Source organism: Methylobacterium sp. GXF4 (genome assembly GCF_000272495.1).
Taxonomy (GTDB): Bacteria; Pseudomonadota; Alphaproteobacteria; order Rhizobiales; family Beijerinckiaceae; genus Methylobacterium; species Methylobacterium brachiatum.
In genome coordinates this window covers 179,609-202,359 of the sequence record NZ_AKFK01000050.1, presented here as the reverse complement: position 1 = coordinate 202,359, position 22,751 = coordinate 179,609, and the positions used below count along the sequence as shown (strand labels likewise).

Below are 22,751 nucleotides of genomic sequence, written 5' to 3'. Positions count from 1 at the left end.
GATTGGCGGCGAAGCCGCGACGAGGAGTGGCCGTGACGATGGCGAGACCCGTGATCGGCGTCATCGGAAACACACGCCTGCTCGACAACCGGTTCACGGCCCAGATCGTCGGCGAGAACAACCTGCGGGCGGTGGCCGAGGTGGCCGGTGCCCTGCCGCTGATGTTCGCGGGCAGCCCGGCGGTCACCGATCTCGGCGACCTGCTCGCCACGGTGGATGGCGTGCTGCTCACCGGGGGCCGCGCCAACGTCCACCCGACCCGCTTCCAGGCGGCGCCCCACCCCGCGCATGAGCCCTACGACGAGGCCCGCGACGCGGTGGCCTTGCCGCTGATCGAGGCCTGCGTGGCGCGCGGCGTGCCGCTGTTCGGGATCTGCCGCGGGTTCCAGGAGATCAACGTCGCCTTCGGCGGCACCCTGCATCCCGAGATCCGCGACTTGCCCGGGCGGCTCAACCATCGGATGCCGCGGCTCGAGAACGGCGAGATCCATCCGGATCTGGAGGTGGTCTTCGCCGACCGCCACGAGGTCCGCCTGGTTCCGGGCGGCGCCTTCGCGCGGCTGCTCGGCCGCGCAACGATCCGGGTGAACTCCCTGCACGGCCAGGGCATCCTGGAACCGGGTGCCCGCGTCGTGGTCGAGGGGATCGCCGAGGACGACACGATCGAGGCGATCCGCATCGCCGATGCGCCCGGCTTCGCCCTGGGCGTGCAGTGGCATGCCGAGCACGATCCCACGACGAACTTGATCAACCGCGCGCTGTTCGAGGCGTTCGGGGCTGCGGCGGCGCGGCAGCGTGCCGAATCCCGCCGACCTCGTTGAGCTGGATTGCGCCGGGGATCGGGTCCGCGAAGTCGCGACGCGGGTAATGCAGGCTTCGCGGCCGCGCGAGCCGAGTCTATCCCGTCTTAATCTATGTTTGTCCGCCCGCTGAACATTGCAGCAGATCTTTCGCCGGGCTGTCAGATTCTTCCCGCGACGGCGCTTGATTCACCTTCTCCCCGGACGACCTGTCGCAGGCGGGAACGGCATCCTGTCGCTGGGGTTGCCCGAGTCCCGAACAGCGGTTGCCTTTCCCAGGGCATACCTGCGCAGACCTTGAGCCATGGACCGCATGCAGCTGCCGCGCGACGACCAAGAGCATCCCCGTGCCCAGGCCTTTCGCGAGTTCATCCGGAACCCGCCCTTTCCCTGCGTCGGCGCCAAGTCGGCGCTCTCGCGCGGGCGCATGAAGATCGTCGTGGCCCGGGACATCACCTCGGGCTGGGACGACATGCGCATCTACCCGGCGCTGCTCGCCTTCGTGGCGCGCTATCGGGAGGCGCCCGACCTGTTCCAAAGCTTCGCCGTGGTGTTCGAGGGACCCGGCGACCTCTCGGAGGAGGCGTTCGAGCAGAACCTCTGGGCGCGGGCGCAATCCCTGACCGACAAGGATGCCTGGCTCGGGCAGCCCCACGACGCGCGCGTGGCGGATGATCCGGACAACCCGCATTTCTCCCTGAGCTTCGGCGGCGAGGCGTTCTTCGTGGTCGGGCTGCACCCGAATGCGAGCCGTCCGGCCCGGCAATTCTCCTCGCCGGTCTTGGTGTTCAATCTCCACGCTCAGTTCGAGCGTCTGCGCGCCGAGGGCCGCTACGAGAAGCTGCGTGCCTCGATCCTGGAACGTGACGAGGCCCTGGCCGGCAGCCTCAACCCGATGCTGGCGCGGCACGGCGAGACGTCGGAGGCGCGCCAGTATAGCGGCCGCGTGGTCGATGCCGATTGGCGCTGCCCGATGCAGGGCCGGCCCGCGGCCCCTGCCGCGCCGGCCACCGACGATTGGCATCCGCTGGCCTTGCCGCTCGACAGCCTCGTCCCGCCCAACGGCGGCTGAGGCGTCGCGCATGGGCCTGGATCGCGGCGGCGTCTGCCGCGTTTCCGGCCGGACGAAAGCGGAAGCGGAGACATCATGGACCGGGCGGACGTGCAGCAGATCGAGCCGCGCTCAGGCGTCGCCTTCACCCTGGACCGGGGCCAGCGCCTCACGGTGATCGACCCGCGGGGCGAGCAGGTGGCCGATCTCGTCGCCTACAACCGCCACGACACGGGCGAGGTGATCTCCTCCGGGCGGACCCTGGATTATGCCAGCCGGATCTACCTGACGACGGGCGATCCGCTCTATTCCAACCGCTCGAACGTGCTGCTGCGCATCGTCGAGGACACGGTCGGACGACACGATTTCCTGCTGACGCCGTGCTCGGCCGACACGTTCCGGATCATCTACGGCGATACCGACCCGCATCGCGGATGCTTCGGCAACCTCGCCGCTGCGCTGGCCCCCTACGGAATCGCGCCGGACGCGATCCCGGTGGCGTTCAACTGCTTCATGAACGTGCCGATCGACGGGACGACCGGAGCGCTCACGGTCGAGCCGCCGCTGAGCCGGGCCGGCGACCGGATCGTGTTCATCGCCGAGACCGATCTGATCATCGGACTGACCGCCTGCTCGGCGCTGCAATCGAACAACGGCAGCTTCAAGCCGATCCACTACCAGATCGATGGCTAGGGCGCCGACCCCGGCCGACGGCGCCAGACTTACAGCGACGTATTTTGTATTTTTTGCTTGAAAACCTCTACGAACGAACGATTGTCTGGCGGTACCCGCACTGAATAGACAAGAATAGATTTTTTCTTACTTCAAAACGATCAAAATACGCCGCCAGCACCCGGCGTGGACCTAATATTTACCAATCGCGTGTCAAACCTTCGCCCCGGAACAGCGCCGAGGGTCGGGGCCGCCCGTGCGGTGTCGACCCCGGCGCTGAGAACTCCCGACGGTTTTCGCCCGTCCCGTTCCCGGTGCCCCGATGACACGCTCGCAGACTCACCGCTCGCCCGAGGGCAATCCTGCGCCCCGGTGGAGCCTCTCGAACGTCACGCTGCGCCACAAGCTGGCGGCCGTGATGGCGCTGGTGCTGGCCGCCGTCGGCGCCCTCAGCGGCCTGAACTACATGGACACCCGATCCTCGGCGCTCGAGGATCGCGCGCTGATGACCAAGAATCTCGGCGACGTCGCGCAGAGCCTGATCGGCCATTACGCGGCGCTGGCCACCGCCGGCCGGATGCCGCTCGATCAGGCCCAGAAGGCCGCCCTCGATGCCGTCAGCGCGCTGCGCTTCGGCAATGCCGATTACTTCTTCGTCCTCGACACCGATGGGCGCCTGATCGCCAACGCGTTCAACGCCAAGAATGTCGGCAAGGTGGTCCTGGACCAGACCGATATGCCGGGCGGCAAGCGCTACTTCGCCGAGATGGTCGAGGTGGCCAAGCGCGAGGGCTCCGGTTTCGTCAGCTACATGAAGCCGCGCGCGGGCGGGACCGAGCCGGTCGAGAAGGTCGTGAGCGTGCAGCTGTTCAAGCCGTGGGGCTGGATCCTGTCCGCCGGCCTCTACCGGGACGACGTCCACGCCGCCGTGCGCAGCCGCGCCATCGCGAACGCCCTGTGGTCCGCGGGCCTCGTGATCCCGGTTCTGGCCCTGCTCCTGCTCATCGGCAACGGCCTGTCGCGGCCGATCGTGCGCCTGACCGCGGCGATGCGGGGGCTCGCCGGCGGCGACCTCGCGGTGCCGGTGGCGGATCAGGCGCGCGGTGACGAGGTCGGCGCGATGGCGCGGGCGGTGCAGGTCTTCAAGGAGGCGCTCATCGCCAAGCAGGAGGCCGAGGCCGCCGCCGCCGTCGAGAACGCCGCCAAGATGCGCCGGGCCCAGGCGCTGGACGAACTGACCACGCGGTTCGACGCGCATGTCGGCGCCCTGACGCAGAGCCTGTCCTCGGCCGCCGTGGAGATGGAATCCACCGCCCGGGAGATGACGCGCACCGCCCTGCGGACCACCGACCAGTCCGGGCGGGTCGCCGCCACCTCCGAGCAGACCTCGGCCAACGTCCAGACCGTGGCGGCCGCCAGCGAGGAGATGTCCGCCTCGATCCAGGAGATCGCTGCCCGCGTGGCGCAATCCTCCACCATGGCCGACAAGGCCAGCCTCGACGCGGCGCGCACCAACGAGCTGATGCAGGTCCTGTCCCGCGGGACGGACCAGATCAGCGAGGTGATGGGCCTGATCGCCGGGATCGCCGGGCAGACCAACCTGCTGGCCCTCAACGCCACCATCGAGGCCGCCCGGGCCGGCGAGGCCGGCAAGGGGTTTGCCGTGGTGGCCGGTGAGGTGAAGGCCCTGGCGGCCCAGACCGCCAAGGCCACCGACACGATCGCCGGCCAGATCGCCGCGATCCAGAGCGAGACCCGCCACGCGGTCGAGTCGATCCGCACCATCGGCGGCACGATCGACACGATGCGCACGGTGGCCCTGAGCGTGGCCGCGGCCATGGAGGAGCAGGGCGCGGCCACGAGCGAGATCGTCCGGAACGTCACCGAGGCGGCACAGGGGACCCAGGCGGTCAGCGCCGACATCGCCGACGTGCTCCAAGCCGCCGGCGAGACCGGCGCGGCGGCAGGCCAGGTGCTCAGCGCCGCCCAGGATCTGGCGCGCTACGCCTCGGGCCTCGGCCAGGAGGTGACCACCTTCCTCGCGGCGGTGAAAGCCGCCTGAGGGACGCTAGCCTAAGCATTACCTCCGGCGCGTTGAGATGGTGCTCCCCTCGCCCCGCTTGCGGGGAGAGGGCCGCGACGACCTCGTCGTCGGCGCGGCGAGGCGGCAGCCGAAGGTGAGGGGGTGATTCCGAAGGAAGCTCTTCCGGAATCGCCCCCTCACCACCGCTTCGGCTTCGCCTGCGCTTCCTGCACGGACGACGACGTCCGTGCGGGCCTCTCCCCGCAAGCGGGGCGAGGGGACCCGCGTCAAAAAAAATCAAAGAATCCCGTCGATCGCCACCCGCAGATGCTCGGGGCCGCGCAGGGCGGCGCCGGGCCGGTAGGGCGGTGGGTCCTCGACCAGCCGGGGGGCCTTGAGGCGCTTCGCGAGAGCGGTGAGCGCCGCCTCGGCCTCGAACCGGGCGAGCGGGGCGCCGACGCAGTAATGCAGGCTGCCGCCGAAGCCGAGATGGCGGATGCCGGCGCGGTCCGGGTCGAAGCGGTCGGGATCCGGAAAGACGGCCGCGTCGCGGTTGCCGGAGGCCAGCAGCAGGACGAGGTCGGCGCCCTCGGGGATCGTGACGCCGGCGATGTCGATGGCGGACAGGGTCTTGCGGGTCCGGAACTGCACCGGCGGCTCGTAGCGCAGGAGTTCCTCGATCAGCCGCGGCGCGCGGCCGGGATCTTGGCGCAGGCGCTCCAGCTCGTCGGGATGGCGCAGCAGCGTGAGCAGCCCGTTGGTGATCAGGTTCACGGTGGTCTCGTGACCCGCCACCAGCATCAGGATCGAGGTCGCGATCAGGTCGTAATCGCCCATCTTCACGCCCGCCGGCGTCGCCTCGTTGGCGAGCCCGGAGAGCATGTCGTCCTGCGGGTGGCGGCGCTTCTCCTTGATCAGGTCGGCCATGTAGCCGCCGATCGCGTCGAAGGTCCGGCTGTTCTCGGCGCGGATCTCGGTGTCGGACAGGCTGTCGGGCTCGAGCGCCGTGGCGAGCTGCGTCGCCCAGCCGTGGAATTTCGGCTCGTCCTCCCGGGGCACGCCGAACAGCTCGCAGATCACCGTCACGGGCAGCGGGTAGGCGAGGTCGTCGACCGCGTCGATCTCCCGGGCGTCGCGCTTCTCGTCGAGCAGCTCGGCCACCAGCCGTTCCGAGCGCACCCGCATCGCCTGCACGCGCTCGCGGGAGAACTGGTGCATCACGGAGGCCCGCAGGACATCGTGGTCCGGCGGATCGCGGAAGATGAAGACCCGGTGCCGGTCCATCATCCAATCCTTGAGCGGCTTGACGATCAGGTCCGTCAGCGGGTTACCGGTGCGCGGACGGTCGGCCGGGGGCAGCGTCTCGGAACTGACCCGCGGATCCTGCAGCAGGTTCGCGATGGTGCCGTGCGTGGAGGCCACCCAGGTCCCGGATTCGGTCCCGTCATCCTGGCGCGAGACCGGGTTCTGCCGCAGCTTGGCGTAGACTGGATAGGGGTTCGCACGGTTGGCGAAATCCTTGACCTGGTCGAGGAGGGTGGCGTCGGGCATGCGGCATCCGTGCTGCGGCGCTTCAGATCGAGACCCTGGCGGCTGCGTCCCGAAACCGGGGCGAGACGCCGGGCGTGTCAGGCGAAACCCGGGGCGAGGATCGTGATCCCCCGCGCCGGGCGATCGGCCGCCGCCCCGTGGGGCGGGAACGGCGCGGCGGTGGCGACCAGTTCGGCATGGGCCGGAAGCCAGCGGGCGCTGTCGACCGACACCGCGGCGACGCAGCGGCCCTCGCGGCCATAGACGGCCACGAAGCGGCCCGAGCCGGGCTCGCCCTGCGTGAAGGCCACGGCATCCGCCCCCGTGGTCAGCCCGGCGGATTTGACGACGACGTCGCCCTGCGTCGACCAGAAGGTCGGCAACGCGCCGTAGGGAACCTCGGGCTTCACCCCGGCCAGCAGCCGCCCGGCATGGATTCCCTGCGCGACGGCGTGGCTCCAATGCTCCAGCGCGGCGCGCCGGCCGCCATAGAGCGGATGGGGGAAGCGGGCCACGTCGCCGGCCGCGGCGATACGGAGATCGGGCTGCCCGTCGCGGTCGAGGACGTAGCCCGCCGCGTCGCAATCGACGCCGCCCGGATCGGCCGAGAGGCCGGACCCGTCGAGCCATTCGGTGTTGCGGAGGGCCCCGAGGGCGATCACCGCGACATCGGCTTCGATGCGGGTGCCGTCGGTCAGGTGGGCGCGCACCAACCGGCCGTCCTCGCCCTCAAGCCACTCGACCTCGCTGCCGCAGCGCAGGTCGACGCCCCGGCCTTCGTGGATCGCCCCGATGAAGCCGCCCACCGCGCTGCCGAGGACGCGCGACAGCAGCGTCGGACCGGATTCGACCAGGGTCGCCCGCAGCCCGAGCTGCCGGCACAGGCTGGCGACCTCGCAACCGATGAAGCCGCCGCCGATCACCAGGACCCGCCGGGGCCGAGCCGCCAGGGCGGCCCGCAGAGCCGCGGCGTCGTCCCGCCCGCGCAGGGTGAAAACGCCGGACAGCCGCCCCTCATGCGGGTTCGGCCAGGGCCTGGCGCGGGTGCCGGTGGCGATCAGCAGCCGATCGTAGGGCAAGGCGCGCCCGTCGGCGAGGTGCAGGGTGCGGGCGGCGCGGTCGAGGCGCGTCGCGGCGCTGCCCAGGATCCACGCCACATCCGCGCCGAGGCTGCTCGGCAGCGTGGTGGCATCCGCCGGGGTCTCCCCGGTGAGGACGTGCTTCGAGAGCGGCGGTCGGTCGTAGGGCCGGTACGGCTCGTCGCCGACGATGGTCAGCGGGCCGGAGAACCCGGCCTCCCGCATCGCCTCGGCGCCGCGCAGGGCCGCGAGGCCCGCACCCGCCACGATCACGCGCTCGGCAGTCGATCCCGACGCCATCTCAGGCGCCCCGCTCCGGATCCTCGACCCGGATCGCCTGGACTGGGCAGGCGACGCGCGCCCGCTCGATATCGGCCCGGTCCCGGGCGGCCGGGGCGGGATCGTAGATCAGGGCCTCGTGTCCCTCGATGCGGAAGGAGCGCGGCGCCGCGTAGCAGCACTGGGCATAGGCCTGGCAGAGATTGAGATCGACGCACACCCGCAGGCCGGGTGACGGGCCGGAGGATGCATCAGCGGTTGTGGACATGGCGGTGCAACCGCGGCGGCGACGGCGGGGTTCCGCGAGGATTGCAGATCCCGCCGTCGCAGGGTCCCGCCAACCGTCTCGCCGAGAGTATCGGACGCATGATCGGGGATCCTCGGCGGCGCGGCAAGGGTCGTTCACGCGAATCCAAACCGATTCACCAATCTAAAATTGTCCTGGGGTATCATCGCCAGACGGGAGCGTCGGAATTCCCCTCCGTGACGGTTCGCTCTATTGTCGCGCCGCCCGCGGACCGATCCGAAGTCCCGCGATCTCAGGAGGGCACCATGCCGTACGGTGCACGAACGAGTCTCGCCGCCCTCATCCTGTCCCTCACGCTGGGCGTGACCGGCGCCTCGGCCGAGCCGGCCTCCGGCTGGACCGACCCGCCGGCCCGCAAGCTGATTCCGGCCGCGAGCCCGGCCGAGACGCCGAAAGCCGCGTCGCCCGCATCGCCCCCTGCCGCCTCGACCCCGGCCGCCGCGGCCCCATCCCGCAAGGCGGTCGCCGCCCGGCCTGCCCCGAAACGCGTCGTGACGCACCATCCCGCCCCGGCAGCCAAGCGGGTGGCCGCGACCCCGCACCGGCCGCGCGTCGCCGCAGCCCCCGCGCGGATCGTTCGCCCGCCCAGGATGGTCGCGGTCGCGCCGCCGCCCCCACCGCCGCCGGACGGCTATCCGCGCTACCGGGCCTACAATTACGGCCCGGGCTATGCCGACGAGCGGCTGGAGCGCCTGCGCGCCGCGGAGGCCGCGGGCTACCTGGTCGTGCGTCGCCGCACCGTGGAATTCCCGGACGGCCGGTCGCTGCGGGTCTACCGACCGGACGACGAGGGCGAGCCGTTCTGAGCCGGAGCGCCCGCCGCCGAAGTCAAAGACCGGGCGTCGAGCCGTCGGCGAACACCGCCCGCAGCGGCGCCCGCAGGATCTTGCCCGCCGGGTTGCGCGGCAGGAGCCCGTCCCAGACGACCACGCGCACCGGCACCTTGAAGGCCGCGAGCCGCTGCGCCGCGAAGGCCCGGATCTCCTCGGGCTCGGTCTGGGCGCCCTCGGCCAGGGTCACGATCGCGCCGGGCTCCTCGCCAAGTGTCGGGTGGGGTATCGACAGCACCACTGCGTCTATCACGTCGGGGTGCGCGTAGAGGGCGTTCTCCACCTCGCAGCAATAGATGTTCTCGCCGCCGCGGATCAGCATGTCCTTGATCCGGTCGACGATGGTCAGGAACCCCTCGTCGTCGGCGCGGGCGAGGTCACCCGTGCGCAGCCAGCCGTCGGCCAGCACCTCGGCGGTGGCCGCCGGGTCGTTCCAGTAGCCGCGGACCACGTTCGGGCCCTTCACGCAGAGCTCACCGATGCTGCCGGGGGCTAAGTCCTGCCCGAGCGGATCGAGGATCCGCACCTCGCAGACCGGCAGGGGCGGGCCGCAGGATTCGGGATGCGCGCGGTAATCCTCGGCCTGGTGATGGGTGAAGGTCGCCGAGGTCTCGGTCATGCCCCAGCCGGTGGCGGGGACGGCCTTCGGGAAGGCCTCGCCCAGGGCGCGCACGAGGTCGCCCGCCGCCGGGGCGCCGCCATAGGTCACGGATTCGAGGCTCGGCAGCGACCGGCCGGCCTCTTGGGCGGCGGTGGCCAGCTGCCAGGCGATAGTCGGCACGCCGCCGGCGCCGGTGCAGCCCTCCCGGTCGATCAGGTCGAGGGCCTCAAGGGCGTCCCAGCGATGCATCATCACCAGGCGATGGCCGCCATAGAGCGCCGCCCCGAGGCTCGCGTGGCAGCCGGTGACGTGGAACAGCGGGATCACCAGCAGCGAGGCCCGCTGCGGCGCGGAGGGGTCGGGCTTCGGCGGCGCCTCGCCCCGGCGCAGGGCGCTGCGCGCGGCGGAATAGGGATAGGCCATCACCGTGGTCGCCGCCGCCCGGTGGGTGCCGACCGCGCCCTTGGGCCGGCCGGTGGTGCCCGAGGTGTAGAACAGGGTCGCGTCGTCCTCGGGGTCAAGGGCGATATCCGGCGGCGACCGGTCGGGCAGGGCGGCCCAATCCGCAACCGCACCGATCACCGCGGAGAGCGGCGTCGCCCGGTCGTCGGGCTCCATCCGCGTGACGAAAATCCGCTCCAGCGCCGGGCATTCGGCCCGGTGGGGCGCGATGCGCTCGAACCGCGCGCCGTCGGCGATCAGCACCCGCGCGCCGGAATGTTGGAGCGCGTAAGCGAGTTCCGGCCCGGTCCACCAGGCGTTGAGCGGCGTCGCGATCGCCCCGGCCAGCAGGGCGCCGTAATAGCAGACCGGCCATTCCGGCAGGTTGCGCAGGGCGATCGCCACCCGATCGCCCTTGCCGATCCCGGCCGCCACCAGGGCATGGGCCAGGGCGGTCGCGGCGCGGGCGAAGCCCGCGAAGGTGACGCGCTCGTCCCGGTAGACCACGAAGGTCTTGTCGCCATGCCCCTGGGCGATGCGGAACAGGTCGCGCAGGGTCGGCGGCGCGGTCGTCCAGATCCGGGTCGGCACGCCGCGGATCGGCACGGTGGCGATCGCGAACGGCGCGCCCGGGGCGGTGAGGCGCGCCTCCGCGTCGCGGAAGGAGAGGGCCGGCCAGCCGGCGGGGAGGCGGGGATCAGGGCTCATCGCGCGATGGTCACGCCGCCGTCGATGACCAGCGCCTGGCCGGTGACGAACCGGCCGGCCGGCGAGGCCAGGAACACGGCCGCGCCCGCGATCTCGTCGGGCTCGCCGATCCGGCGGAGCGGCGCGGCCTCCGTGGTCGAGGCCAGCATCTCGGGATCCTCCCACAGGGCCCGGGCGAAATCGGTGCGGATCAGCCCCGGGCACAGGCAGTTCACCCGGACATTGGCCGGGCCGTATTCCACCGCGTAGTTGCGCGCGAGCTGGAGGTCGGCGGCCTTGGAGACGTTGTAGGCGCCGATCACCGGCGAGCCCTTCAGCGCGCCGATGGACGAGACGATCACGATCGCCCCGTCCCGCCGCGCGACCATGCCGGGGGCGACCATCTGGATCAGCCAGTGGTTCGACAGGACGTTGTTCTCCAGGATCTTCCGGAACTGCGCGTCCGAGATGCCGGCCAGCGGCCCGTAATACGGGTTGCTGGCGGCGTTGCAGACCAGCACGTCCACCGGCCCGAGCCGGGCCTCGGTCTCACCGACCAGATCCTCCAGTTCCGCCTTCACGGACATGCTCGCCGGGATCGCCACGGCGCGGCCCGGGCCGTGGACGGCCTCGATCTCGGCCACCACCGCGTCGCAGGCCGCGCGCTTGCGCGACGAGATCACCACCCGGGCGCCATGCTCGGCCATCCGCAGGGCGATCGCCCGGCCGATGCCCCGGGACGAGCCGGTGATCAGCGCGACCTTGTCGGTCAGATCGAACAGGGACATGGGCCGGCTCTGCTCCGGACGGGGCGGCACGCGCCCACCGCCCTCATTCCGCGGGCTATGATGCTCGGACGTCTTCGACGGAAGAAGAGCCCGGTCGAAGACACGCGCCTCTCCCTCCCCCCTCCGCGGGGGAGGGCGGCCCCTGCGTCAGCAGGGGTCGGGAGAAGGGAACCCGGCCTCCGGATTGAGCAGAGCGGGCATGAAGGCCGCAGCCGTATTCTGCACCGTCGCTCCCCTCTCCCGACCCCCTTCGGGGGCCACCCTCCCCCGCAGAGGGGGGAGGGAGGGCGCGTGCCCTCTCCGGAGCGAGCTTTCCTTTCAAGGCGCACACCATCCAGAACCTGTTGTGTGAATCCGCCAGCCCGCGCGGGAAAGGGAATCCGCGCCTCATACAGCCGCCGATCTGCCCCTCCAGCCATCGTCACACCTCCGACTCCGCCAGCATCGACCGGCGCAGGCGCGCCATGCCGGCGAGCCAGCGTTCGGGGTCGTCGGCCCGGCGGCGGGCGTAATCCGCCACCTGCGGGTGCGGCAGGATCAGGAACCGGCCGGCGGACAGCCCGTTGAAGGCCGCCTCGGCCACGGAGTCGGGCGAGAGCACGCCGTCGCGGGCGGCCGCGCTCGCCGCGCCGAGCATGGCGGTCTCGACGCCCTGCGGGCACAGGGCGGCGATCCGGATGTCGTCCGCGGCATGCGCGATGGCGAGGTGTTCCAGGAAGGCGAGGGCGGCGTGCTTGGTGGCCGAATAGGTGGCGCTGCCGATCTGGCTCAGCAATCCGGCGGCCGAGACGGTGCCGAGGAACGCGCCCCCGCCCCGGGCGAGCCAGAGCGGGACCAGGATTCGCGCCGCGTGGACATGGCCCATCACGTTCACCGACCAGGCGCGTTCCCAGCTCGCCGGATCGGCCGAGGTCGCAAGGGCGGGATCGGGATCGCGCTCGAGGATGCCGGCATTCGAGCAATACAGGGCGATCGGCCCGATCTCGGCCTCGATCCGGGCGAGGGTCCCGGCGACGGCCTCGGCATCCGCCACGTCCAGTGGATAGGCCCGGCCGCCGAGCCGGGCGGCGACGGCCTCCGCCCCGACGCCGTCCCGGTCGAGGGCGACGATTTTGGCGCCCCGCGCCTGCGCGGCCTCGGCGAGCGCCCGGCCGATACCCCGTGCGGCTCCGGTGACGGCGACGACGCGGCCGGCGAGATCCATCTCAGGCCCCCGCCCGCTCGGCGAAGGCCCAGGCCGAGGCGGCGAGCGTCGGCACCCGCGCCGCCATGGCGGCGGCGTGCTCGCTCGCGGCGTTGCCGGCCTTGGCGCGGGCGGCCACGCCCTGGAGGATGCCGACCAGCCGGAACAGGTTGTAGGCGAAGTACCAGTCGAGCTCGGGCAGGTCCGCCCGTCCGGCGGCCCGGCAGTAGAGTGCCACCGCCTCGTCCCGGGTCGGGATGCCCAAAGCCGGCAGGTCGAGCCCGCCGAGCGCACTGCGGCCGTCCGCGGGCAGCGCCCAGTGCATCAGCAGGTAGCTGAAATCGGCGAGCGGATCGCCGAGCGTCGACAGCTCCCAGTCGAGCACCGCGCTGACGCCGCCGTCGGGCGAGAAGATCAGGTTGTCGAGGCGGTAATCGCCGTGGACGATGGCGGTGCCCTGCTGCTCGGGCACGGTCTTGGGCAGCCACGCGATCAGGCGCTCGACATCCTCCAGCCGGTCCTCCTCGGCGGCGCGGTACTGGCGGGTCCAGCGGTCGACCTGCCGGGCGAAGTAGTTGCCGGGCTTCCCGTAATCGGCGAGCCCGGCCGCCTCCGGGTCGATCGCGTGGAGCCGGGCCAGCGTGGCGATCATCATGGCGTAGTGCCGGTGCCGACCATGCGGGTCGAGGCCCGGCAGGGTGCCGTCCCAGTGCACGGTGCCGCCCACCGCCTCCATCACGTAGAAGGCCGCGCCGATGATGGTTTCGTCTTCGCAGAGCGCGAAGGGGCGGGGGACGGGAAAACCCTCGCCGTAGAGCGCGCCGATCACCCGGAACTCGCGCTCCACCGCATGCGCCGAGGGCAGCAGCGGCCCGAACGGCTTGCGCCGGAGCACGTAGGCCTGGCCGGGCGTCTCCAGCCGGTAGGTCGGGTTCGACTGGCCGCCGCGGAACTGCTGCAGGTCAAGCGGCCCGGCATAGTCGCGGACATGCTCGGCGAGCCAGGCGGCCAGCCGGGCCTCGTCGATCCGATGGCGCGGCTCGACCGGCTTCACGCCGGAAAAGGCGTCGGGGCCGCTCATGTACCCTCCCGGGCATTGGTGTAGCGCCCGAATTCGAGCCGGGCGATGGAGCGGTTGTGCACCTCGTCCGGCCCGTCGGCCAGCCGCAGGGTGCGGATATGGGCGTACATCTTGGCCAGTCCGAAATCCTCGGACACGCCGGCGCCGCCATGGGCCTGGATCGCGTCGTCGATCACCTTGAGGGCGATCCGCGGGGCGGCGACCTTGATCATGGCGATCTCGAGCTTGGCGCCCTTGGCGCCGACCTTGTCCATCATGTCGGCGGCCTTCAGGCAGAGCAGCCGGGTCATCTCGATGTCGATCCGCGCCTCCGCGACCCGCTGCTCCCAGACCGATTGCTCGCTGATGCGCTTGCCGAAGGCGACCCGCGAGACGAGCCGGCGCGCCATGGCCTCCAGCGCCGTCTCGGCCACCCCGATGGTGCGCATGCAATGGTGGATGCGCCCCGGCCCGAGCCGTCCCTGCGCGATCTCGAAGCCGCGCCCCTCGCCGAGGATCAGGTTCTCCGCCGGGACGCGCACGTTCTTCAGCACCACCTCGCCGTGACCCTTGGGCGCGTCCTCGTAGCCGAAGACCGGGAGCAGGCGCTCGACGCGCAGGCCCGGCGCATCCAACGGGACGAGGATCTGCGATTGCTGCCGGTGGCGGGGGGCGTCCGGATCGGTCTTGCCCATCAAGATCGCGATCCGGCAACGCGGATCGCCGACGCCGGTGGACCACCATTTGCGGCCCTCGATGACGTAATGCTCGCCGACCCGGCGGATCGCGGTCTCGATGTTGGTGGCGTCCGAGGAGGCGACGTCGGGCTCGGTCATCAGGAAGGCCGAGCGGATCGTCCCGTCCATGAGCGGTCGCAGCCACTGCTCCTTCTGGGCCGGGCTGCCGTAGCGGTGCAGCACCTCCATGTTGCCGGTATCCGGCGCCGCGCAATTGAAGCATTCCGACGCGATCCCGACCTTGCCCATCTCCTCGGCGCAGAGCGCGTAATCGAGGTTGGTCAGGCCGGCGCCGCGGTATTCGTCCGTGTCATGCTCGGGGGAGGGCGGCAGGAACAGGTTCCACAGGCCCTCGCCGCGGGCCTTGTCCTTCAGCCGTTCCATTGTGGCCGAGGGCGCGCGGCTCGCCGCCCGCTCGGCCGCCACCGCGGCGGCGGCGGGCCGGATCGCGTCGGCGATGAAGGTGCGGACCCGGGTCAGCCACTGCGTCTGGGACGGGGAGAAGTCGAAATCCACGGCATCCGCTCCACTCTGGCCCAGCGCCGGATGCGCCGCCTCGATGACTTCGTCCGTCCCACCCAACCCCTCATCCTGAGGCGCCCGGCGATTGCCGGGCCTCGAAGGAGCCCTCCAGCCCGCTTGCGATCCCTGGAAGCCTCCTTCGAGGGCTACGCTGCGCTTCGCCACCTCAGGATGAGGGGATGGGTGGGAGGCACGGGATTACTTACAGATACTTCGCCCCCATCTCACCGGCGAAGCGGTCCGGCGGACCTTCCCAGACGATGCGGGCCTGTTCCAGCACGTAGACCCGGTCGGCATGGGGGAGCGCGAAGGTGACGTTCTGCTCGCCAAGCAGGACGGTGATCGGCGTGGTCTGGCGCAGGCGTTCCAGGGCCTTCGACAGCAGCTCCAGGATCACCGGGGCGAGGCCGAGCGTCGGCTCGTCGAGGATCAGGAGGCGCGGGCGCATCATCAGGGCGCGGGCGATGGTCAGCATCTGCTGCTCGCCGCCGGACAGCGTGCGGGCGGTCTGGCCCTCGCGGGCCTTGAGGATCGGGAACAGCTCGTAGAGCCAGTCGCGCCGCTGCACGCTCTCGGCCTTGGTGACGTGCTGGCCACCGAGATCCAGGTTCTCGCGCACGTTGAGATCGCCGAACAGCTCGCGGGTCTCCGGCACCTGGACGATACCGGCCCGGGCGATCGCGGCGGGGCTCAAGCGCGCGAGATCCTGGCCGTCGAACCGGATCGTCCCGGTATGCGGGACCAGGCCCGAGATGGCGTTGAACAGGGTGGTCTTGCCGGCGCCGTTGAGCCCCACCACCGAGACGAACTCGCCCTCGTGGACGTGGATCGCGGCGCTGCGCAGGGCCTGCGCCTTGCCGTAGAGCACGTCGACGTTCTCGACGGTGAGCAGCGAATCCGGCTTGAACGCCGCCTCCGGGCGGGCGGCGGTCTCGATGCTGCCGCCGAGATAGACCCGGCGGACAGTCGGGTCGGCCATCACGGATTCGGCCGAGCCCTCGGCGATGCGCTCGCCGAGATACATGGCGAAGACCCGGTCCACGAGGGCCGCGACGCTCTTCACGTTGTGGTCGACGAGAAGCACCGCCTTGCCCTCGTCGCGAAAGCCGCGGATCAGCTCGGAGAAGGCCGCGACCTCGCCGCCGGTGAGCCCCGCGAAGGGCTCGTCCACCAGCACCACCTTCGGGTCGCGGGCTATCGCCTTGGCGAGTTCCAGGCGGCGGAGATCCGCGAAGGGCAGGGTGCCGGGCCGCCGGTCGACGACCGCGCCGAGGCCGACGCGCTCGGCGATCTCCCGCGCCCGCCGCGCCACGTGCGGGTCCGCCGCCAGCCGGATCAGGCTGTCGGGCAGGAGGGCGAGGCTGATATTCTCCAGCACGGTCTGCCGCTGGAGCGGGCGGGCGTGCTGGAACACCAGGCCGACGCCAGAACGAGCGACCCGGTGGGCCGGCAGCCCGCCGATCTCGGCGCCGTCGAGGCGGATCGAGCCGGCGGTGGGCCGCTCGAGCCCCATGATCAGCTTCATCACGGTGGACTTGCCCGAGCCGTTCGGCCCAATCAGGCCCAGGATCTCCCCGGGTCGCAGGTCGAGGTCGATGTCCTTGACCGCGACCAGGCCGCCGAACCGCTTGGTCAGGCCGCGCACGGTGAGGCAGGGTTCGGCAAGGGAGGCGGCGCGGGGCGGCGCGGGCCTGACGGCGACGGTCATCGCGCTCTCCGGACGGATGCGAGGCCGAGCAGCCCCGAAGGCACGAACAGGATGACCAGCAGGGCCACCGCCGAGACCACGAAGGTCGAGAGGGGCCCGAGCGGCCGCAGCAGCTCGCCCGCGGCGATCAGGAACACGGCCCCCAGGGCGGCGCCCACGATGGTCCGGCGTCCGCCGAGCACCGCCGCAATGATCACCTGCACGCCGACCGCGGTGTCGATCAGCGTGCCGACGGACGCGGTGCCCATGTAGAAAACCACCAGACCGCCCGCGAGGCCCGAGAAGGCGGCGCTGACCGCAAAAGCCGCGAGCTTGTGCTTGGCGACATTGAAGCCCAGTGCCCCGGTCACGATCGGGTCCTGGCCGGCGGCCTGGAGGATCAGCCCCGCGGGCGAGCGGGCGATGGCGGTGAGCACCAGCCCGGCGAAGGCCATGAAGCCGAGCGCGATCCAGTAATTCGTGTCGGCGTCGATGGAGATCACGTCCGGCACCGTGAGGCCGATCTCGCCGCCGGTGATCCCGGAGAACACCACGATCATGTTCTGCAGGAGCAGCACCGCGACCAGGGTGATGAGCCCGAAATACGGGCCCCGCACCTTCAGGGCCGGCAGCGCCAGGGCCAGGCCGCCGACCACCGCGAGCACGGTCCCGGCCGCCAGGCAGTAGGGGATCGGCACTTCGTAGCGGTTGTTGAGGATGCCGGCCCCGTAGGCCCCGAGCCCGATCAGGAAGGTCGGGCCGAAATTCACCTCGCCGGCGAAGCCGAACAGCAGGTCCCAGGCCATGGCGAAGACGCCGAAGTAATACGCGATGGTCAGGAGCCCGAGGATGTAGCCCGAGACCCACCAGGGCAGGAACGCGGCCAGGGCGAGCGCCAGCAGCGCGACCCAGAAGCCCGGGGTGGAGAGGAGCTTCATGGGGTCAGCCTCATCGGTGAAACGACCGACCTCACTCGGGACCAAGACCCGTCCCGCCCAAACCCCTCATCCTGAGGTGCCGCGCCAGCGGCGTCGAAGGAGACCTCCAGGGATCGCGCGGCGGGCTGGAGACCTCCTTCGAGGCCTGCGCTACGCGCCTGCACCTCAGGATGCGGGCGCAGGCTGGGGGCCCGTGGGGTGGAAGAAACCATCACCGCCGCCCCAGCAGGCCCTGCGGGCGCAGGTACATCACGGCCACGAGCAGCAGCAGCGCCGGGATCACCCGGTAGGCCGGGGAGATCAGGTAGGCGGTGGCGGTCTCGAGATAGCCGACCACATAGGCCGCGATCAGCGAGCCAGTGACGCTGCCCAAGCCCCCCAGCACCACGATCGAGAAGGCGCTCGCGGTGAGCGGCCCCACCGAATAGGACGAGACGCCCAGGAACATCCCGAGCAGCACCCCGGCGATGCCGGCGAGCAGCCCGTAGATCGCCCAGACCGCGACGTAGATCCGGGACATGTCGTGGCCGAGCAGCGTGACCCCGCGGGGGTTCATGGAGGCGGCGAGCAGGACCTTGCCGGCCCGTGCCTTGTTCACGAACAGCCAGAGCAGCCCGATCACGATCCAGCAGATCACCGCGGTGAAGATCTCGTTCTTCGGCGTGCGCACCCCGGCGATCTCGATCACGCCCTCGACGATCGGCAGCACCGTCTTCGGGTTGTCGGTGAAGAAGTAGGCGACGAGCTCCTGGATCATGATCCCCCAGAGCAGGGTGCCGGTGAGCACGAAGATCTCTTTCTCCTCGCGCGGGATCGCGCGGCTGCGCTCGATCGGGGCGACGATCGCGAAGTAGGTGACCAAAGCGGCGGCCAGGCCGCACAGGATGCCGATCCCGGCGCCCGCGTAGGAGCCGAGGCCGAACTGGGACGAGGCCGCCCAGGCCGCGACCGCGGCCATCACCATCAGCGCGCCGTGCGAGAGGTTCAGCACGCCGGAGACGCCGAAGATCAGGGTGAAGCCCATCGCGCCGAGCGCGTAGAGCGCCGAGATCGCGAAGCCGTCGACGAGGATCTGAAGCCCGATCATCGCGCTCTCCCCGACCGCATCACTGCACCGCCGGCTTGACCGCGGGCGGGAGGACCAGCTTGCCGTTGGCCACCTCCGTCGGCCAGATCGCGACCTGCTTGCCGCTCTGCCACTGGGCCAGCAGCCCGGTGACGAAGCCCCGCCCGTACTTGATCGAGTGGGTGAAGGTCTCGTCCTTGCCGTAGAACTGGATCCGCCCGACCGTGCCGAGCCAGTCGGTCTTCTCCAGGGCGTCGACCAGCTTGTCGGCTTCGGTGGAACCGGCGCGCTTCACCGCGTCCGCGGCGTAATGCATGGCGTCGTAGGCCATGTAGCCCGCGTAGGACGGGGCGCCGCCGAAGCGCTTGATGTAGGCGTCGGTGAAGGCGTTCGTCTTCTCGGTCATCGCCACGCCCGGCACCGCGATGGCGTCGAACAGCACGCCCTGCGTGCCGCCGTTGGTGTTGGCCCAGAAGGTCGAGGAGGTCGCCTGGCCGCTGATGCCGGTCATGGCGATCGGAACCTGCTGGTTCTGCCATTGCACGGTCGGCTGCACCCCGACATGGGCGATGCCGGTCACGATCAGGTCGGGCTTGGCCGCCTCGATCTTGTTGTAGATCGGGGTGAAGTCCCCCGTATCCGGCGAGAACCGGACATGCTCCACCACCTTCAGCCCGGCCTTGGGGAGGCATTCCTCGTAGGCCGCGTCCAGCGGGCGGGTCCAGGCCGCGTCCTCGCTCATGATCGCGGCGGACTTGGCCTTGAGCAGCCCGACCAGCGCCTCCTTGGCCGAGTCGCAGACCGACTGCGCCAGGGCGTGCGAGGTCAGGTAGCCGTGGAAGGTGTAGCGGTTGCGCGCGTAGTCCTTATGGACGGCGACGCTGATCTCGTTGGAGGCCGCGCCCGGTGTGATCATCGGGGTCTTGAGCCGGGCCGACCACGGCATCACGGCCAGCACGACCTCGGAGATGTAGCTGGCGATGACGAGGTTGACCTTGTCCTCGCTGACCGCCCGCTGGAACGCGCGGACCGCGTCGGAGGCGGAACTCTTGTCGTCGTAGGTCACGACCTGGATCTGGCGCCCGTCGATGCCGCCCTGGGCGTTGATCTCGTCGGCGGCGAGCTGGACCGCCTTCGGGATCGCGGACCCGGCCACCGACTGCGCCTCGGCGATCACCCCGATCTTGATCGGGTCGGCGGCGCGGGCCTGCCCGGTGAGCATCAATCCCGCCGCGAGCAGCGCGGGCAGCGTGCGCCGAATCGGGGCACGCCGAGCGACGACGCGCACGGTCTCGGACATCGGCGATTCCTCATCCCAGGCGCCCGAATTTTTTATTCGCGGGCTTGGGATGAACTGTATCTGCGCCAAAGCAGAGCACAAGACCTGCGTCGGGATCGGCCGGTGACGTTTCGGCCAAGTCGTTTTCCGCCCGGGGTATCGACTCGCTGCGCGCCGGCCTAGGCTCGGGGTGGCGCCGCGAAACGCGGGCCCGACAGCCTCGAAGAAGGGCGACGGACAGGTGAGGAACGCACGCTCGGCCGCGGCCGGGGTTCGCCCCGGACCGCGGCCCCGGATTCCGGCGACGCGCCTGCTGCCGCGGGGAACGCGCGCATGAGCCTGCGCTGGACCCGGCGCCCCGAGGGCTCGACCTGGGGGGATTTCGGCCCCGACGACGAGCGCGGGCGGCTGAACCTCCTGACCCCCGAGAAGGTCCGCCAGGGCGTCGCCGAGGTGCGCGAGGGCCTGACCTTCTGCCTCAGCCTGCCCCTCGACCTGCCGGGCGGCAACGTCCTCAATCCGCGCCGGCACCCGCCGCAGATCACCCCGACCCGGCGGGCCAACGGCCGTCCGAACATGAACTTCCCGGTCTGCGAGGAGGTCGACGGCGCCACCGACGTGATCTGCGACGACCGCGCCCTGATCCACCTGCAATACTCGACGCAGTGGGACTCGCTCGCCCATGTCGGCTCGCTGTTCGATGCCGACGGCGCGGGCGCCGCGCCGACCTTCTACAACGGCTTTCGCGGCGGCCGGGACATCGTCGGGCCGAGCACCCCCGAGGCCGCCGACCAGCCCTCCCGGGCGAAAAAGCTCGGGATCGAGCGGCTGGCCGAGGTCGGCATGCAGGGCCGCGCCGTGATGATCGACCTGCGCGCCCATCTCGGCGACGCCAAGGCCAAGGTCGGCTACGACCAGCTCGCCGGCATCATCGCGGCCGACGCGGTCGTGATCGAGCCCGGCGACATGGTCTGCCTGCATACCGGCTTCGCCGAGCGGCTGATCGCCATGGGCGGGGAGCCCGATCCGAAGCAGGTCCACAACCTCTGCGCCGGGCTCGACGGCCGGGACCCGCAACTCCTCGACTGGATCACGCGCTCGGGCCTCTGCGCGCTGATCGCCGACAACTACGCCGTCGAGGCCTATCCGGCCGGGATAGGGCCGGCCTGCTGCGCGACCCTGCCGCTCCACGAGCACTGCCTGTTCAAGCTCGGGGTCAATCTCGGCGAGCTGTGGCACCTGACGCCGCTCGCCGACTGGCTGCGCGCCCATGGGCGCAACCGCTTCCTGCTCACCGCGCCGCCGCTCCGCCTGCCGGGCGCGATCGGCTCGCCGGTGACGCCGATCGCGACGGTGTGAGGGAGACACCATGACGGAAATCGCGATCGTCGGCGGCGGCCTGATGGGCCACGGCATCGCCCTGGTGCTGGCGCTCCACGGGCATGCCGTGCGGATCACCGACACGGATGCGCAGACCCGCGCCCGGGTGCCGGCGCTCATGGAATCGGCTCTGGCGACCCTGCAGGAGGCGGGCGCTGCCCCGGACGGCTGGGATTCCGCGCGGCTCGCCCAGGCCGTCCGGGTCGAGGCGGAACTCGAACCGGCGGTGGCGGGGGCCGACCTGGTCATCGAGGCGATCACCGAGAACCCGGAGGCCAAGCGGGCCCTGTTCGCCGCGCTCGACCGGCTCTGCCCGGCCGACACGATCCTGGCCAGCAACACCAGCTATCTCGACGTCTTCCCGCTGATCCCCGCGGCCCGGCAGGCGCGGGCGCTGGTGATGCACTGGTACACGCCGCCCTACATCGTCGACCTCGTCGACGTGGTCCCGGGCCCCGGCACGGATCCGGCGGTGATCGCGGCGATGCGCGACCTCGTGCTCGGCCTCGGGCAGGTGCCGATCGTGCTCAAGCGCTTCATCCCCGGCTACGTCGCCAACCGGATCCAGTCGGCGATCAGCGCCGAGGTGTTCCGGCTGCTGGACGAGGGCATCGCCGCGCCGCGCGACATCGACGACGCGATCATCCACGGGCTGAGCTTACGCATCCCGATCCTCGGCCACCTCGCCAAGGCCGACTTCACCGGGCTGGAGCTGACCCAGCGCGCCCTGGCGAATGCCAGCTACGCGCCGCCCCCGTCGCGGACCCGGTCGGAGACCCTGGACGCGCTCTGCGCCGAGGGCCGGACCGGGGTGATGGCCGGCCGGGGCTATTTCGACTGGGGCGGGCGCGAGCCGGAGGAGCTGTTCCGCGAGCGCGACCGCAAGCTCCTGGCGCTCAAGCGGGCGATGGCCGGGATCGGCCGGATGGAGGGCACATGATCGGCGCGGACCTGTCCGGACGGCGCATCCTCGTCACCGGCGCCTCCTCGGGCATCGGGCTGGCCACGGTGACGCTGTTCGCCCGCAACGGCGCCAGCGTGGCCCTGAACCACCTGCCCGACGATCCCCGCGGCCCCGCGGAGGCCGAACGTCTCGCCGCCGAAGGCCTGGCCGTGATGGCGTTGCCCGGGGACGTGTCCCGGCCCGGCGAGGCCGAGGCGATGGTGGCGGCCGGGATCGCGGCGCTCGGCGGCCTCGACGTGCTGGTCAACAATGCCGGGACCTCCGGCACCACCGCGCCCATCGCCTTCGAGGATCTCGACGCGATGACCGAGGATTTTTGGGCCACGATCCTGGCGACGAACCTGATCGGCCCGTACCGGTGCGCCAGAGCCGCAGCGGCCAGTCTGAAAGAAAGCCGCGGGGCGATCGTCAACACCGCCTCGGTGGCGGGGCTCGGGCGGCGGGGCTCCTCGATCGCCTATTCGGCCAGCAAGGCCGGGCTGATCAACCTGACCCGCAGCCTCGCCCGGGCGCTGGCCCCCGACGTGCGCGTCAACGCCGTCGCCCCGGGCCTCGTCGCCACCCCCTGGACCGAGCCCTGGCCGGAGGCGCGCAAGGCCGCCACCGTGCAGCACACGATGCTGCGCCGCATGGCCCGGCCCGAGGATATCGCCGAAACGATTTTTTTCCTTGCTGCAGGGGCCGCCTACATCACCGGCGAGACCATCACGGTGGATGGCGGGGCGATGTAGCGGGGCTCAGGCTCCTGCTGGGAGCGACGTCTATCGAGGTTCGGAGCGCGATCGCTCTTGAAGGCCGCGCGGTGCTCCCTCTCCCGCACGGGAGAGGCGACCCGTGCCCCTCACGG

Annotated in this window: 20 protein-coding genes; 8 read left to right on the top strand and 12 right to left on the bottom strand. The window is 71.2% G+C overall.

The window, feature by feature from the left end:
• The first annotated feature begins 38 nt into the window (after positions 1-38).
• The 4 genes from WYO_RS07715 (at position 39) to WYO_RS07700 (ending at position 4,585) form a co-directional block, all read left to right on the top strand.
• The gene (locus WYO_RS07715; protein ID WP_007560894.1) at positions 39-821 is read left to right on the top strand and encodes a gamma-glutamyl-gamma-aminobutyrate hydrolase; all 783 of its coding nucleotides are present in this window, start codon (positions 39-41) and stop codon (positions 819-821) included.
• A 292-nt stretch (positions 822-1,113) separates the two neighbouring features.
• On the top strand, positions 1,114-1,872 hold the full coding sequence (gntA, locus tag WYO_RS07710; RefSeq protein WP_007560892.1) for a guanitoxin biosynthesis heme-dependent pre-guanitoxin N-hydroxylase GntA: 759 nt from the start codon (positions 1,114-1,116) through the stop codon (positions 1,870-1,872).
• Between the two features lie 75 nt (positions 1,873-1,947).
• A complete protein-coding gene (locus tag WYO_RS07705; protein ID WP_007560890.1) occupies positions 1,948-2,544 on the top strand; it encodes an urea carboxylase-associated family protein in 597 nt (198 codons plus the stop codon).
• A gap of 301 nt (positions 2,545-2,845) precedes the next feature.
• The gene (locus WYO_RS07700) at positions 2,846-4,585 is read left to right on the top strand and encodes a methyl-accepting chemotaxis protein (RefSeq protein ID WP_007560889.1); all 1,740 of its coding nucleotides are present in this window, start codon (positions 2,846-2,848) and stop codon (positions 4,583-4,585) included.
• 258 nt (positions 4,586-4,843) lie between these two features.
• Here WYO_RS07700 and WYO_RS07695 read toward each other — a convergent pair whose 3' ends face one another.
• The 3 genes from WYO_RS07695 to WYO_RS07685 all read right to left on the bottom strand — a co-directional run bounded on the left by WYO_RS07695 (position 4,844) and on the right by WYO_RS07685 (position 7,702).
• Positions 4,844-6,097 carry a cytochrome P450 gene (locus WYO_RS07695; RefSeq protein ID WP_007560887.1) on the bottom strand — a complete coding sequence of 418 codons (1,254 nt, stop codon included), beginning with the start codon at positions 6,095-6,097 and terminating at the stop codon, positions 4,844-4,846.
• A 77-nt stretch (positions 6,098-6,174) separates the two neighbouring features.
• Positions 6,175-7,455 carry an FAD-dependent oxidoreductase gene (locus WYO_RS07690; protein ID WP_007560885.1) on the bottom strand — a complete coding sequence of 427 codons (1,281 nt, stop codon included), beginning with the start codon at positions 7,453-7,455 and terminating at the stop codon, positions 6,175-6,177.
• Between the two features lies 1 nt (position 7,456).
• Positions 7,457-7,702 carry a ferredoxin gene (locus WYO_RS07685; RefSeq protein ID WP_007560884.1) on the bottom strand — a complete coding sequence of 82 codons (246 nt, stop codon included), beginning with the start codon at positions 7,700-7,702 and terminating at the stop codon, positions 7,457-7,459.
• 284 nt (positions 7,703-7,986) lie between these two features.
• Here WYO_RS07685 and WYO_RS07680 point away from each other — a divergent pair, with 284 nt between their 5' ends.
• Positions 7,987-8,547, top strand: a complete 561-nt coding sequence (locus WYO_RS07680) for a hypothetical protein (RefSeq protein WP_007560882.1) — start codon at positions 7,987-7,989, stop codon at positions 8,545-8,547.
• Positions 8,548-8,569: 22 nt separating this feature from the next.
• Here WYO_RS07680 and WYO_RS07675 read toward each other — a convergent pair whose 3' ends face one another.
• The 9 genes from WYO_RS07675 to WYO_RS07635 form a co-directional block, all read right to left on the bottom strand.
• Positions 8,570-10,321 (bottom strand): class I adenylate-forming enzyme family protein, encoded by a 1,752-nt coding sequence (locus WYO_RS07675; protein ID WP_007560880.1) that lies wholly within the window; start codon positions 10,319-10,321, stop codon positions 8,570-8,572.
• A complete protein-coding gene (locus WYO_RS07670) occupies positions 10,318-11,088 on the bottom strand; it encodes an SDR family oxidoreductase (RefSeq protein WP_007560879.1) in 771 nt (256 codons plus the stop codon). Before WYO_RS07670 ends, WYO_RS07675 begins: the two co-directional genes overlap by 4 nt.
• 421 nt (positions 11,089-11,509) lie before the next feature.
• A complete protein-coding gene (locus tag WYO_RS07665) occupies positions 11,510-12,292 on the bottom strand; it encodes an SDR family NAD(P)-dependent oxidoreductase (protein ID WP_007560877.1) in 783 nt (260 codons plus the stop codon).
• A 1-nt stretch (position 12,293) separates the two neighbouring features.
• Positions 12,294-13,352, bottom strand: coding sequence for a phosphotransferase family protein (locus tag WYO_RS07660; protein ID WP_007560875.1), 1,059 nt, complete (start codon positions 13,350-13,352; stop codon positions 12,294-12,296).
• Positions 13,349-14,584, bottom strand: coding sequence for an acyl-CoA dehydrogenase family protein (locus WYO_RS07655; RefSeq protein ID WP_039902508.1), 1,236 nt, complete (start codon positions 14,582-14,584; stop codon positions 13,349-13,351). The genes WYO_RS07660 and WYO_RS07655 overlap by 4 nt, the downstream gene beginning before the upstream one ends.
• A 208-nt stretch (positions 14,585-14,792) precedes the next feature.
• A complete protein-coding gene (locus tag WYO_RS07650; protein ID WP_007560871.1) occupies positions 14,793-16,298 on the bottom strand; it encodes an ATP-binding cassette domain-containing protein in 1,506 nt (501 codons plus the stop codon).
• Positions 16,295-17,215, bottom strand: coding sequence for a branched-chain amino acid ABC transporter permease (locus WYO_RS07645; protein WP_007560869.1), 921 nt, complete (start codon positions 17,213-17,215; stop codon positions 16,295-16,297). Before WYO_RS07645 ends, WYO_RS07650 begins: the two co-directional genes overlap by 4 nt.
• A gap of 211 nt (positions 17,216-17,426) precedes the next feature.
• Positions 17,427-18,302 carry a branched-chain amino acid ABC transporter permease gene (locus tag WYO_RS07640; RefSeq protein ID WP_007560867.1) on the bottom strand — a complete coding sequence of 292 codons (876 nt, stop codon included), beginning with the start codon at positions 18,300-18,302 and terminating at the stop codon, positions 17,427-17,429.
• A 19-nt stretch (positions 18,303-18,321) separates the two neighbouring features.
• On the bottom strand, positions 18,322-19,581 hold the full coding sequence (locus WYO_RS07635) for an ABC transporter substrate-binding protein (protein ID WP_007560865.1): 1,260 nt from the start codon (positions 19,579-19,581) through the stop codon (positions 18,322-18,324).
• 312 nt (positions 19,582-19,893) lie between these two features.
• Here WYO_RS07635 and WYO_RS07630 point away from each other — a divergent pair, with 312 nt between their 5' ends.
• From WYO_RS07630 to WYO_RS07620, 3 genes are read left to right on the top strand one after another with little or no spacing between them, the layout of a single operon-like run.
• A complete protein-coding gene (locus WYO_RS07630) occupies positions 19,894-20,919 on the top strand; it encodes a cyclase family protein (protein WP_007560864.1) in 1,026 nt (341 codons plus the stop codon).
• 10 nt (positions 20,920-20,929) lie between these two features.
• Positions 20,930-21,880 (top strand): 3-hydroxyacyl-CoA dehydrogenase family protein, encoded by a 951-nt coding sequence (locus WYO_RS07625; RefSeq protein WP_007560863.1) that lies wholly within the window; start codon positions 20,930-20,932, stop codon positions 21,878-21,880.
• Positions 21,877-22,635, top strand: coding sequence for an SDR family NAD(P)-dependent oxidoreductase (locus tag WYO_RS07620; RefSeq protein WP_007560862.1), 759 nt, complete (start codon positions 21,877-21,879; stop codon positions 22,633-22,635). The genes WYO_RS07625 and WYO_RS07620 overlap by 4 nt, the downstream gene beginning before the upstream one ends.
• Positions 22,636-22,751: the final 116 nt, after the last annotated feature.

Bases quoted from the DNA above. Each gene is read 5' to 3' on its own strand.
- WYO_RS07715 (WP_007560894.1), top strand. From the start codon at position 39: ATGGCGAGACCCGTGATCGGCGTCATCGGAAACACACGCCTGCTCGAC.
- gntA (WP_007560892.1), top strand. From the start codon at position 1,114: ATGCAGCTGCCGCGCGACGACCAAGAGCATCCCCGTGCCCAGGCCTTT.
- WYO_RS07705 (WP_007560890.1), top strand. From the start codon at position 1,948: ATGGACCGGGCGGACGTGCAGCAGATCGAGCCGCGCTCAGGCGTCGCC.
- WYO_RS07700 (WP_007560889.1), top strand. From the start codon at position 2,846: ATGACACGCTCGCAGACTCACCGCTCGCCCGAGGGCAATCCTGCGCCC.
- WYO_RS07695 (WP_007560887.1), bottom strand. From the start codon at position 6,097: ATGCCCGACGCCACCCTCCTCGACCAGGTCAAGGATTTCGCCAACCGT.
- WYO_RS07690 (WP_007560885.1), bottom strand. From the start codon at position 7,455: ATGGCGTCGGGATCGACTGCCGAGCGCGTGATCGTGGCGGGTGCGGGC.
- WYO_RS07685 (WP_007560884.1), bottom strand. From the start codon at position 7,702: ATGTCCACAACCGCTGATGCATCCTCCGGCCCGTCACCCGGCCTGCGG.
- WYO_RS07680 (WP_007560882.1), top strand. From the start codon at position 7,987: ATGCCGTACGGTGCACGAACGAGTCTCGCCGCCCTCATCCTGTCCCTC.
- WYO_RS07675 (WP_007560880.1), bottom strand. From the start codon at position 10,321: ATGAGCCCTGATCCCCGCCTCCCCGCCGGCTGGCCGGCCCTCTCCTTC.
- WYO_RS07670 (WP_007560879.1), bottom strand. From the start codon at position 11,088: ATGTCCCTGTTCGATCTGACCGACAAGGTCGCGCTGATCACCGGCTCG.
- WYO_RS07665 (WP_007560877.1), bottom strand. From the start codon at position 12,292: ATGGATCTCGCCGGCCGCGTCGTCGCCGTCACCGGAGCCGCACGGGGT.
- WYO_RS07660 (WP_007560875.1), bottom strand. From the start codon at position 13,352: ATGAGCGGCCCCGACGCCTTTTCCGGCGTGAAGCCGGTCGAGCCGCGC.
- WYO_RS07650 (WP_007560871.1), bottom strand. From the start codon at position 16,298: ATGACCGTCGCCGTCAGGCCCGCGCCGCCCCGCGCCGCCTCCCTTGCC.
- WYO_RS07645 (WP_007560869.1), bottom strand. From the start codon at position 17,215: ATGAAGCTCCTCTCCACCCCGGGCTTCTGGGTCGCGCTGCTGGCGCTC.
- WYO_RS07640 (WP_007560867.1), bottom strand. From the start codon at position 18,302: ATGATCGGGCTTCAGATCCTCGTCGACGGCTTCGCGATCTCGGCGCTC.
- WYO_RS07635 (WP_007560865.1), bottom strand. From the start codon at position 19,581: ATGTCCGAGACCGTGCGCGTCGTCGCTCGGCGTGCCCCGATTCGGCGC.
- WYO_RS07630 (WP_007560864.1), top strand. From the start codon at position 19,894: ATGAGCCTGCGCTGGACCCGGCGCCCCGAGGGCTCGACCTGGGGGGAT.
- WYO_RS07625 (WP_007560863.1), top strand. From the start codon at position 20,930: ATGACGGAAATCGCGATCGTCGGCGGCGGCCTGATGGGCCACGGCATC.
- WYO_RS07620 (WP_007560862.1), top strand. From the start codon at position 21,877: ATGATCGGCGCGGACCTGTCCGGACGGCGCATCCTCGTCACCGGCGCC.